This is a genomic window from Mucilaginibacter sp. JRF (assembly GCF_015223065.1).
In the GTDB taxonomy this organism is placed as follows: domain Bacteria; phylum Bacteroidota; class Bacteroidia; order Sphingobacteriales; family Sphingobacteriaceae; genus Mucilaginibacter.
On the sequence record NZ_JADFBY010000001.1, the window covers coordinates 211,126 to 223,858 of the forward strand.

Annotated in this window: 6 protein-coding genes; 4 read left to right on the forward strand and 2 right to left on the reverse strand. The window is 44.8% G+C overall.

From position 1 onward, the window contains the following. Nucleotides 1-42: 42 nt before the first annotated feature. From IM792_RS00905 to IM792_RS00915, 3 genes are all read left to right on the forward strand, one after another. On the forward strand, nt 43-3,318 hold the full coding sequence (locus IM792_RS00905) for a SusC/RagA family TonB-linked outer membrane protein (protein WP_194099798.1): 3,276 nt from the start codon (nt 43-45) through the stop codon (nt 3,316-3,318). Between the two features lie 13 nt (nt 3,319-3,331). Then, a complete protein-coding gene (locus IM792_RS00910) occupies nt 3,332-4,762 on the forward strand; it encodes a SusD/RagB family nutrient-binding outer membrane lipoprotein (RefSeq protein ID WP_194099799.1) in 1,431 nt (476 codons plus the stop codon). Nucleotides 4,763-5,301: 539 nt separating this feature from the next. Then, the gene (locus IM792_RS00915) at nt 5,302-7,395 is read left to right on the forward strand and encodes a glycoside hydrolase domain-containing protein (RefSeq protein ID WP_194099800.1); all 2,094 of its coding nucleotides are present in this window, start codon (nt 5,302-5,304) and stop codon (nt 7,393-7,395) included. A 222-nt stretch (nt 7,396-7,617) separates the two neighbouring features. On the opposite strand, the gene IM792_RS00920 is transcribed toward IM792_RS00915, so the two are convergent. Both IM792_RS00920 and IM792_RS00925 read right to left on the reverse strand, forming a co-directional pair. Continuing rightward, a complete protein-coding gene (locus tag IM792_RS00920) occupies nt 7,618-10,146 on the reverse strand; it encodes a family 20 glycosylhydrolase (protein ID WP_228084874.1) in 2,529 nt (842 codons plus the stop codon). A gap of 99 nt (nt 10,147-10,245) precedes the next feature. Continuing rightward, nucleotides 10,246-11,124, reverse strand: coding sequence for an N-acetylglucosamine kinase (locus IM792_RS00925; RefSeq protein ID WP_194099801.1), 879 nt, complete (start codon nt 11,122-11,124; stop codon nt 10,246-10,248). Nucleotides 11,125-11,466: 342 nt separating this feature from the next. On the opposite strand from IM792_RS00925, the gene IM792_RS00930 reads away from it, so the two are divergent. After that, the gene (locus IM792_RS00930) at nt 11,467-12,684 is read left to right on the forward strand and encodes an ROK family transcriptional regulator (RefSeq protein WP_194099802.1); all 1,218 of its coding nucleotides are present in this window, start codon (nt 11,467-11,469) and stop codon (nt 12,682-12,684) included. The last annotated feature ends 49 nt before the right edge of the window (nt 12,685-12,733 follow it).

Here is a 12,733-nt window from a genome sequence, read left to right on the forward strand (position 1 = left end):
AAATTCTATAATTGCAATATCTATTTACACACCTTACGAAAAATGAATGCTTTGAAGAAAACTCTACTCCCGATTTTCTTGCTCAATCTGCTGTTTATAACGCAGGTTTATGCACAATCCCGTACAGTTACCGGTAGGGTAACCGCAAAAGAGGATGGCTTACCACTACCCGGTGTAAGCGTATTAATTAAAGGCAGCAATAGCGGTACAGTAACCGATGTTAATGGCAGTTACAAAATACAAGTAACAGATGCAAACACCGTGCTTGTATTTAGCTTTATTGGCTACGCCGGCCAGGAGCTTGCCGCCGCGGGTAACACACTAAACGTTATTTTATCATCATCAAGCCAGCAACTGGGCGAGGTGGTGGTTACCGGCGCGTTGGGTTTAACGCGTACCCGTAACCAACAGGCCTACGCAGCCCAACAGGTAGGGGGCGATGAGGTTAGCAAGCAGCGCTCATCAAACTTTGTTAATGGCCTGCAAGGTAAAGTAGCCGGTTTAGAGATACGCCAGAATAACAGCATAGGCGGATCGACCAACGTAGTATTGCGTGGTAGCAAATCAATATTCACCAATAACCAGGCCCTGTTTGTTATTGATGGTGTGCCGTTTAACAATGGTTCGCCATCAAGCACCAGTAATTTGGCAGGCGGTAACGTAAACTCATCGGGGCAAAAAAGTGCCGGTGGTGGTTATGATTATGGTAGCCCCGTGAATGACCTTAATCCCGATGATATCGAATCGGTTACGGTACTGAAAGGCGCAGCGGGTAGCGCTTTGTATGGTTCGCAGGGCGCTAACGGTGTTATATTGATTACCACTAAAAAAGCAGCCAAAGGCCTGGGCGTTACGGTAAATACAGGTGTAACGGTTGGTAAGGTTGATAAATCAACCTTTGCCAAATACCAAAAGGAATATGGTGGCGGTTACGGCCCTGGCTATGAGGACGACTCGGGTTTTTTCTGGTTCCGTGATGCCAATGGCGATGGGCAGGACGATCTGATTGTGCCACTTACTGAGGATGCCTCGTATGGTGCACCGTTTGATCCTAACTTGCTGGTTTATCACTGGGATTCGTTTTACGAAGGCCTGCCAAACTATCAAAAAGCAACGCCTTGGGTAGCCGCGGCTAATGATCCGAGTAAGTTTTTTCAAACCGCGGTATCAAATAACCAAAGCATATTCATAACCAATGGTGGCGATAACAGCACATTCAAGTTAGGTTATACACGTAATAACGACTCGGGTATTTTACCGAACAGTAACGTGCTTAAAAATAATATTAATCTTGGCGGTACTTATAATCCAACCTCTAAATTAACAGTAGGCGGTAATATTGATTACACCCGTACTGATGGTTTAGGCCGTTACGGTACAGGTTACGATTCAGACAACCTCATGTCAAACTTTCGCCAATGGTGGCAGGTAAACAATGATGTTAAGCAGTTAAAAGATGCTTATTTTTCATCAGGCGGCAAAAACATTACCTGGAACCTATCTGATATTGATGATCCGACACCTATCTACTGGGATAACCCATACTTTGTGCGCTATCAAAATTACGAAACCGATACACGCCATCGTTATTTTGGTAACGTAAATGCTAATTATAAGGTAACCGGTTGGTTAAATGTGATGGGCCGTGTAACGGTTGACCATTGGAACCAGTTGCAGGAGGAGCGCCGTGCCGTGGGTAGTACCGGTATATCAGGCTATACCCGCCGCGATCTGGGCTGGACAGAAACCAACTTTGATTTGATCGCCAATATGGATAAAAACCTGTCGAGCGATCTGAATTTGAAAGCATTATTGGGTACCAACATCCGTAAGCAGGATTACCAGAGCATATCAGCTTCAACCAATAATGGTTTGGTTGAGCCGGGCATCTACTCGCTCACCAACTCATTCACGCCACCGCTTGCACCAATTGAAGAAGATCAGCGCAGGCAGGTTAATGGCTTGTTTACCGGTGCCACACTTACCTGGAAAAAGTTCTTAGTACTCGATGGTACCCTGCGTCGTGATGTATCATCAACGCTGGGCAAGGGTAATAACACCTTTTACTATCCATCTATCAATGGTGGCTTCGTATTCTCAGAGCTGATGCAGGATAAAAAATGGTTATCATACGGTAAGTTGAGGGTGAATTATGCCGAGGTAGGTAATGATGCGCCTATCTACAGCCGCTTTACTACCTACCGTTTCGGAGCACCAATACAAGGACAACCGCAAGCCTATATCAGTCCGGTGCGCAACAATCCTGATCTGAGGCCTGAACGTTCAAAAAGTACTGAAGGTGGTATCGAGCTGGCATTTTTTAACAATCGCTTAGGGCTCGATGCAACATACTATGTTAACAAAACTGTTAACCAGATCATTCCGGTAACAACATCACCTGCTTATGGTTATGTTCAGCAATTCTATAACTCAGGTATCGTACAAAATAAAGGTATCGAGGTGTCTTTAAATGGTACGCCAATTCAAAGTAACGATTTCTCGTGGCGTATTGATGTAAACTTCTCACGTAACCGTAACAAGGTGCTCGATCTGTTTACCGATCCAACCGGAACACCTATTACCAATATGCAAACCGCGGCGTTCCAGGGTAATATTACCTTGAATGCTACGCTCGGACAGCCTTTGGGTACCTTACGTGGATCTGATTTTATTTATAATGAGAACGGCGAAAAAGTTATTGGCGAGGATGGTTACTACCTGCAAACAGCAACATCAAACAACGTAATAGGCGATGTTAACCCTGATTGGATAGGTGGTATCAACAACCGTTTCCGCTACAAGGATTTTGGTTTGAGCTTTTTGATCGATATCAGAAAAGGCGGCAGCGTATTCTCGTTAGATCAATACTACGGGCAGGACACCGGCTTGTATCCTGAATCAGCCGGGCTGAATGATCTGGGCAATCCATCACGTAACCCGCTTGATCAGGGTGGAGGTGTGATATTGCCGGGCGTTAAGGAGAATGGCCAGCCTAATGATGTGCGTGTTGAAAATGTTTACACCGGTTTGTATGGGTACGAAACCCTGCCTAACAAGGCATTTGTTTACGATGCGGGCTTTGTTAAGCTGCGCGAGGTTTCGTTAAGCTACAGTTTGCCACGCTCGGTAGTGTCAAAATTAGGCCCGGTTAAGGGTGTTGATCTTTCACTGATCGGTCGTAACCTGTGGATCATCCACAAAAACCTGCCTTATGCTGATCCGGAGGATGGTTTAAGCTCAGGTAACATTACCGGCTACCAAAGCGGTGCATACCCGGCAATAAAAACATTTGCATTAAACGCCAAATTCAGATTCTAAGAAAAAGCTTATCATGAAAAAAATATTAGTAGCAGTACTCCCTTTACTATTGCTGGGGGCCTGCAAAAAAGATATAACCAGTTTAAATGACGACCCGAAGAACCCGTTGAAGGTACCGGCATCCACGTTGTTTACTCAGGCGCAAAGACAATTGGCCAGCAACCTGCACTCAACAAACGTATATGTTAATACCTTCAGGTTGTTTGAGCAGTACTGGACAGAAACAACCTATTACACCGAAAGTAATTATAACATAAAAGATAACGCCATACCTGACGAGCAGTGGACAAGGTTATACACCGATGTGCTAAACAACTTTGAGCAATCGCGCCTGCGTTTACCGGAATATGTGCTGGATGAAAACGAACGCAAGAATGATGACGCCCAAATTGAGATAATGGAGATATATACCTGGTATTACCTGGTTACTACGTTTGGTGATTTGCCGTACAGCGAGGCGCTTAAAGAAAGCATAACACCTAAGTATGATGATGCGGTAACTGTGTATGAAGATCTCCTTGTTCGGCTTGATGCGGCTATTGAGGCACTTGATCCATCATACCCGGGTTTTGGCGGTGCCGACAGGATTTATGGAGGCGATATTGGCCAATGGATAAAATTTGCCAATACCCTGAAACTTAAATTAGGTATCACCATTGCCGATCATGATTCGCAACTGGCGCGCACTACTATTGAAAGCGCCGTACAAGCGGGTGTTTTTACCAGTAACGATGATAATGCCGATTACCTGTTTGATAGCAGCTCGCCTAATACTAACCCGGTATGGGTTGACCTGGTGCAAAGTGGCCGTCAGGATTTTGTAGCCGCAAAAACCATCATCGATGCTTTAAAGGCTGATGCTGACCCTCGGCTTAGTAATTATTTTACAGTTAATAACAGTACAAGTAACCAATATGTGGGCGGAGAAATGGGCACAACCAATAGTTTTGGCGCTTTCTCTAAAGCGGGAACTAAAATTACCGCGCCTAATTTTCCGGGTGATATTCTGGATTACTCAGAAACTGAATTTATTTTGGCTGAAGCTGTTGAGCGTGGCTACAGCGTAGGTGGTGGTTCCGCGCAAACCCATTATAATAATGCCATAACCGCATCTATTGAATACTGGGGTGGTACCGAGGCACAGGCAACTGTTTATTTAGCTAAGCCTACTGTCAATTACCTAACAGCTACAGGTACTTACAAACAAAAAATAGGCCTGCAAAAATGGCGTGCGCTATACAATCGTGGCTGGGATGCCTGGATAGAGAACCGCAGACTTGACTACCCTCAACTGCCGCCACCCGCAAACCCGGTTAGTGATTTCCCGGTACGGATGACTTACCCAGTGGTTGAGCAGAACGTAAACGGCAACAACTATGCGACCGCCGCCGCGGCGATAGGAGGGGATGAGGTAAGCACAAAACTGTTCTTTGATAAATTCTGATCACACCCAATAGTTAATTTTCTTAAGCAGCCCCCGCGAAAGTGGAGGCTGCTTTTTTATGTTTTGGCAATGTGATCATAAAGAACTTGTGCTGCTCCAGGCATTCCTGATGCCGGTAGAAAGGGTTATTTACGGCTTGTATTGAGTTTATTGACCTTATTTTTTAATTGCGTTATTGCGAGGTACGAAGCAATCTCTTTAGGATATTCTACAAGATAGGTTGCTCGAGGATTGCTTCGTACCTCGCAATGACGCGTTTTTTTTATATTTACTTTTTCAAACTTGTCATTTCGACGTAGGAGAAATCTGCACACGTTCATAGCAAAGCGATAGATTTCTCCTCGTTCCTCGTTCGAAATGACACGATTTTAAAGTGATATTCAAAGTCCTCCCCCTCGGGGAAGATTTTAGGAGGGGTTCCGTAACAAAATCTTTAAGTTAAATATCCTTTGCTTTTTTGTTTGCTAAGTTGGGCTTGCCTATTATTGTTGTGGAAAATAAAAGCTTTTAGCTCATCACAAACTATTTAGAAAGCTCTAATGAAAAAATCTACAAAACTTATCCTTTGGTCGGCATGCGCTGTAACGCTGTTGCAGGCCGGGGGCGCTAATGCACAGCAAGGTACGGCTGCAACCGATCCGGCGAGTGCGGTGAATGTGTTTTTGGGCACATCCGGCGATCATGGGCAGCTATCGCCCGCGGCATCCTATCCTTTCGGGATGCTGAGCATAGCGCCGCAAACCTACCCTAACCTGCATGCGGGGTACGAGCATAATGCCAAAAAAGTGCTTGGCTTTACCCATACCCGCTTTGAGGGTGTAGGCTGTATGGGCAGCGGTGGTAGTATCCTTATTAAACCCTTGTTGGGCGATAACGCTGATGATACCGAACTGCTAAAATCATCAGAAGCCGCCGGGCCGGGTTTTTACCGCATTGGTTTTGAGAATGGTATCAACGTAAATGTAGCCGTTAATAAAAACTCAGGTACCGAAGCTTATACTTTTCCGGCTAACAGCAAGCATAGCTTCTTTATCAACCTTAGCCATACACTGGCCAATGGCTTTGTGGCCGAGGAGCATAAAAGCAGCACCAACAGTTTGAGTGGTTGGGTTGACGCACGAACTACCTGTGGCGCGGGTGTTTACAGGGTGTATTATTACATTAATTTTAGCGCGCCTGTAAAGTTTGAACAGGATGCTGATCATAAACTGATAGCCCGTGTTGAGAGCGCAGATAACACGGTGCTGTTGAACATTGGTATATCATCTGTTGATGTGGCGCATGCGCAAGCATCGGCTAAAACTAATGGAGCAGAAGCCTTACAAACCGCCAGCCATACCGAATGGAATAAAACCCTCGGCACGGTTGAGGTTAACGGCGATACGGAAACACAAAAACTTTTTTACTCGTTGTTATACCGTACGGTGCAATCGCCATACCTTATTTCTGAGGCCGACGGCGCTTATCGTGGTACCGATGGTTCGTTGCAAAAAACCAATAAAACGGTGTACAATGGCTGGTCAATATGGGATAATTACCGTACGCAATTACCTTTAATGTCGCTGCTATATCCGGATAAATATGCCGATATGGTTACTTCCATCGCATCAATCTATAAATACGGCAAAAAGGATTATGCTACCCAGCACGAGCCATCAAACACAGTACGTACCGAGCATGCCATAGTTGTATTGCTGGATGCCTGGCGTAAGGGGTTCAAGGTCGACATTAAAGGCATTGCCGATTCGTTGATAGCTGAGGGCAACCGCTTAGATTTTGCCAAGCCTGATAAGGCACTGGAATCAAGCTATGATGCCTGGGCGCTATCGCACCTGATGGAGATCGCTGGTCGTAAGGCAGAGAGCACCAAATTCCGTGAGATCGCCATGAAATATAAAGATTATTGGGAGAAGGATTTTAAGGATATTACCAAGCGCGATGTAGACCGTATGCAGGCACGTGGTTTATATCAAGGCACTATTTGGCAATATCGCTGGTTTGTTCCGTTTGATGTTAAGGGCTTGATAAACCTGGTAGGTGGCGAGCAAAAGTACATTGAGCAATTAGATTACTTTTTTGCTAACGACCTTTATAACCATGCCAACGAGCCCGATATACAGGCGCCGTTTATGTACAACATGACATCGCAGCCTTGGAAATCGCAACAGTTGGCGCATAAATACGCCGCCGATACCGTGGTGCAATATTACTTTAATGATAACAGCCGTGGTATCGATCCGTTTGTGAACAAGATATACCGCAATCAGCCTGATACTTATGTACGCACTATGGACGATGACGGTGGCGCCCTTTCCGGCTGGTATGTATTTACCGCGTGCGGTATTATGCCTGCCTGCGTTGGCGAGCCGGTGTTTTATTTGAACGCGCCATTATTTTCGGGCGTAAAGTTCAATTTTCCGGATGGAAAGAAGTTTAACATAACCACCACCAACTTTGCCGAAAAGAACATTTATATCACCTCGGCTACGCTTAACGGCAAGCCGCTTGAACGTAACTGGTTAACCTATGCCGAGCTGCGCAAGGGCGGTACGCTTAACCTTACCCTAAGCAGCAAGCCCGACAAAACCTGGGGCACCAAAAATCAGTACATAACTGACATAAACGCCAAATAACACAAAGGGCGCTGTTCATCAAAAACAGCGCCCTTTGTGTTAAATACTAAATGGTAAGTTATAAATACTAAAATCTAAACTCTAAAATTCTAAGCCCTAAATTCTAAATCCTAAATACTTATCTTCAATCACTAACCACTATTCACCAACCACTATTCACCAACCACTATTCTCTAACCACCAACCTCCATTCACTACTGACCATTCACCATTCCCCGCTCACTATTGAATCACCTTAACTGTACGGCCGCCACGGCCTTCGGTGTTGAAGGCGCGGAGGTTGAGTTGTGGTGTGTAGTTAAGACTATCGGTTATTACGCTGCTGTTAGCATCGGGTTCGGTACCATCGGTTGTGTAGCGGATGGTGAAGCCGGGTAGTTGTATATTAGCCTTTACCAGGCCATTTTCTATTACAAAACCCGGTGTTGGTATGCGGTATTCAAAACCGCCTGCATAATGATCGAGCTTAGGTAATTCGGTTTTTGAAACCTTGTTGGCGAAAGCCGCCCAAGCCTGGTTGTATAGTGCTTCGCTTTTAGCTATTTCAGGCTCGGTGGCCCATTGTGGATCGGGAGCCCAGGCACGCTCGGCAACAGCTAACACTTTAGGTAACAGCAGGTACTCATGCTTTTCAGGCGAGGTGATAACCTCGGCCCATAGCGGCGATTGTATACCCACAATATTACGGCGACCGGCTTCCGTCAGTTGCTCCTTGCCATCAAAATGTCCCGGCTTAAGCGGTTGCCCCATCTCGTTCTCCTTTTGGTTTTTATAGTAGTTGTACGGGATGAACGCGAATGGCTTATTCAGATCAACATAACCACCCCAATATTGGCCACGCTCGTAAAAGCTGGTATTATAAGCCAGATCGAGGTACAAATTGGTAACATTGGTAAGCACTACTTTATAACCGGCATTGGCCAGTTTATAAGCCAGATCCTCATTACCTACAAGGTTATTCCACACATCGGTATGGAAATTTTCGTTAGCGAAACGAGGGTCAATAACCAAACGTTTTTTGCCGTTAACCACACCGCTGGTAAGCCCGATCTCCTCCCAGCCTGAGAGGTAAAGACCTTTGCTTTTCAGCATGGTATTGATCTTACCGAAGTAATAGAACCATAAGTCGGAAGTGTTTTTAATGCTCGAATCCTTTTTCATCAGATCGGCGATCACCGGCGATTTTTCCCAAACACCGGCAGGTACCTCATCGCCACCGTAGTGGATGGTTTCAAGCGGCGCGCCGGCCTCCTTGTACATGGCTATCAGTTCATCGGCAATCTTCTCTAAAAAAGCATAGGCCGATGGTTGACCAACATTCAGCACGTTATCGCTAAAGCCTTGTACCGAACGGTAAACAGATTTATCGTTGATATCGCGCAGCAAATACTGCTCAGCTTCGGCTTTTTTGCCCAGCTTCATAAAACGATCGTAACGGGCATTCATGGCCTTAATGGCGGCACGGGCATGGCCCGGCGTTTCAATCTCAGGTATTACCTTTATATGGCGATCATTAGCATAGCGTAGTATCTCAATATATTCCTGCCTGCTAAAGTAACCGCTGCCTGCCTGATTGGTGGTATCAGGGCCTGAGCCGTAGGCAGGGTTAATACTTTTTAGTTCGTTACTGCTATGGCCGCGTGTCGCGCCGGTTTGGGTAAGCTCGGGTAGTCCCGGTATTTCAATGCGCCATCCCTCATCATCAACCATGTGCATGTGCAGTACGTTAAATTTGTAGAACGATAGCAGATCGATCACCTTCAACACGTGCGATTTTGGTAAGAAGTTACGTGCCACATCCAGCATAAACGCGCGGTGCTCAAAGCGGGGCGCATCGGTTATATTGATGCAGGGGATATCAAAATTCTTTTGTGTTCCTGTCCATGCTGCGGCAGGCAACAGGTTTTTAAGTGACTGCAAGCCATAAAATATACCCGAACCATTGGTAGCCGTAATGGTTATACGACCTGGCGCTACCTGCAACTGGTAACCTTCGGGGCCATTGTTGCCACCTTTTTGCAGCACAATAACATTATACTTTTCGGTAAAACCGGTTTGCGGCTTGCTGCCGAATACCTTGGCCAATTCATCCTTAAAATAACCGGCTTCTTTTATAAAGGCAGGGTCGTTAATGATCTTTACCTGCGGAGTAAGTTTAAAGCTACCCGCGGCACGTTTGTAAGTAACCGGTGTAGGCAATATCGGCGACAGATTGGCTACAGGCATATCCGTGATCAGCTGGTTCTGGTGATATATCTTTTCGGCCAGCGCCTTCTCGTTCTTATCAATGTTTACCCTATTGGTAATATCAGTAAGTAGTGGATAGCCTTTTTCAGGCTCACTATCAAATACAATATAAAAGCCTTTCGGGTAATCGGTAATATCCTTCACATGGCTTTGCAGTACGCTTGATGATATGGAATCGCCGGTGGCTACCGTTTTAAAGCCACTGCCCGGGTAAAGTATAAACAGGTCGCCGTTAACACGATCAACCAGCAGGTTTTTATCCAAACCACCGCTACGGGTGGTGGTGGCGTTAAAATATATCTTCCAGCCTTTGGTTGGTACCGGTTTGGCGCCTTTATTAACCAAAGTAACCTTAGCACGGGCTTGTGTAGTGTTGGCATAAGGGTTTTCAACAATTTGCCAGGTAAGCCTTACATCAGCAGCATTAAATGGATTTTTGCTTTGCGCCATGGTTGTGGCGGCCATCATCATGGTAATAAAAAATATTAAAACCGTTTTTCTCATAAAAATACATTTAGGGGCAAGTACGCCCCTGGTTTAAACGCGTAAATATATGCAGTCGCAAAAAACCTGCCGATAAATTACTTTAAGCTGTAAATACCTTTATACCGAAGCTTCGTTAACATCCCCCAGGGGTTGCACGGCAGCTTTGGCATGGTAATTTATCAGGCCCTCAATAGGTGCTTTTATAATGTTACCGGTGGTCATGCCATAGCTTTTAGCTACATCGCTAAGTATTGCCGAAAACATATAGCCTATTGATCCGACACAGTTTAGCGAGTAAAGTTTAAAATCGGGATAAAGAGAGATCATGTTCTCAAAGCAATCGGTAAACGCTTTTTTAATGATGGCGGCAATATAAGGGTGCTCCATACGTGGGGCTATAAAGCGTACAAAGCTCGCGCAAAACCTGTTGGGTAGCGGTTTTGAGTGCGCGTGTTCAACAATATCATCAGGGGTAAGGCCGTATTCGTTCCAAAACTCCACACGCAGATCTTCAGGTAATTGGCCACGGCCGTACCTTACCAGTAGTTGCTTGCCAATATAGGCGCCGCTGCCTTCATCGCCCAGCATAAAACCAAGCGAATCAATTTGGTGGGTAATGGTTTTACCATCGTATATACAGCTGTTGCAGCCGGTGCCTAATATGGCTACAAAGCCTTTATCGTTACCTAAAACAGCCCTCGCGGCAGCCAGCAGATCGTGTTCAACCTCAACGTGTGCCTGTGTAAATATGCGACCAAGCGCGTTTTCAAGTATATGGTTTTTGTCGCCACTGCAACCGGCACCGTAAAAATAAACCTCGCTTACCTTGCTGCTATCAACATTTGCAGGCAGTTTTGATAATATGGTATTATATATATAATCGGCATCAACATAATATGGGTTAAACCCCTCGGTATCAAAATAAGTTATCGAGTTGTTGTCGCCTAAAAGGCACCAATCGGTTTTTGTAGAGCCACTGTCTGCAATAAGTTTCATTTTATTGTTCTGATTAATTTGTAACCTGCCCATGCCAGCGGGGCATAAGCCTAATATCTTACTACACAATATCTTTTAGATGAGAAACAGCTTAAGTTTATTGTAGTCAGTTAAACCAAAACTAATAAAAAGCAGCGCAAACTTTAAAATTTATTTAAAAAGATTTTTTGGGTTTTATAATTTTTGATGAGTAGTTAATAAAATATGTAACGCCTGTATGTATATTAGCGTCTGATATATTAATTATATATTTATTGTTAATGTAAGCACAAAGGGTTGCAATTGTACGCTATTGTAATTTTTGTAAGCCGGAACCGTTTGTATTGAGATTTTTAAACCTTTATGTTTAACGCCAACAAAAAAACAGCTAAGCTTTATGCCGAAATAATACAACAACTGTATTATGGTGAGCAGCTATCAAGCGCCGAGCTTAGCGCGCGTATTGATAAAAGTATTCCATTGGTTACCAAAGCGGTTAACCACCTTATAGAAGCCGGTTTTGTTGTTGAGCAGGGTTATGCCCCATCCAGCGGCGGCCGCAGGCCCTTAATGTATTCGGTACGGCACGATAGGTTGCATATAGTTACCGTGGCTATGGATCAGCTTTCAACCCGTATTGGTATTGTTGATTTGCTTAATAACTTTGTTTCGCCCATTGAGATCATCAGTCTTAAATTGAAAGATAATCCTAAAGCACTGAACTCGCTGGTAGGGTTGATCAATATCCACATTGAAAATTCTAATGTTGATAAGGAGAAGATAATTGGTGTAGGTATAGGCATGCCCGGTTTTGTTAACGTAAACGAAGGGATTAACTATACTTATTTGGATGCGGGAGATAAATCGCTTACCGAATACTTGTCTGACGCGGTTGAGCTGCCGGTTTATATCGATAACGATTCGAGTTTGATAGCCCTATCTGAACTTAAGTTCGGAATAGCCAAGTCAATTAAGGATGTTATGGTGATCAACATCGGCTGGGGTATTGGCCTGGGCATGATCATTAACGGACAGATATTTAGGGGCGAGAACGGTTTTGCCGGTGAGTTCAGCCACATACCCATTGCTGAGGAAGGCGCGCTATGTGCCTGCGGTAAACAAGGGTGCCTTGAAGCCGAGGCATCATTAATGGCTGTAGCGCAAAAAGCTATTGAAGGCGTAGAGAGCGGCCAGAAATCGAGCCTGCAACAATACATTACCGACGATCACTCTAACCTGGCTGTAGGCAGTGCCCTGATGGATGCCGCCAACAAAGGCGATCAGTATGCTATTGAACTATTGTCTGACGCGGCTTACAAGATAGGCCGTGCCCTTTCTATCCTGATACATATACTTAACCCCAAGGCTATTGTGTTAAGCGGCAGGGGAGTAAAGGTTGGTAAGTTGTTGCTTGCGCCTATACAGCAGGCGTTAAACAAATACTGTATACCAAGGCTGGCCCAGGGTACTGAGTTATTTATATCAGACATTGGTTTTGATGCCGAACTGATAGGCGCGGCCATATTGGTGATGGAAAGTTTTAACAAACTGCACGATGCAAGTGCCAAAGCCTCAGCTTAAAATAATATTCCTAAAACATAGTATAAAGTATTGCGTTTAAGGGAATAAT

What these genes read in the sequence shown, in the direction of transcription:
- IM792_RS00915 (WP_194099800.1), top strand. Translation starts at nt 5,302, where the DNA reads ATGAAAAAATCTACAAAACTTATCCTTTGGTCGGCATGCGCTGTAACG.
- IM792_RS00905 (WP_194099798.1), top strand. Translation starts at nt 43, where the DNA reads ATGAATGCTTTGAAGAAAACTCTACTCCCGATTTTCTTGCTCAATCTG.
- IM792_RS00910 (WP_194099799.1), top strand. Translation starts at nt 3,332, where the DNA reads ATGAAAAAAATATTAGTAGCAGTACTCCCTTTACTATTGCTGGGGGCC.
- IM792_RS00930 (WP_194099802.1), top strand. Translation starts at nt 11,467, where the DNA reads ATGTTTAACGCCAACAAAAAAACAGCTAAGCTTTATGCCGAAATAATA.
- IM792_RS00925 (WP_194099801.1), bottom strand. Translation starts at nt 11,124, where the DNA reads ATGAAACTTATTGCAGACAGTGGCTCTACAAAAACCGATTGGTGCCTT.
- IM792_RS00920 (WP_228084874.1), bottom strand. Translation starts at nt 10,146, where the DNA reads ATGAGAAAAACGGTTTTAATATTTTTTATTACCATGATGATGGCCGCC.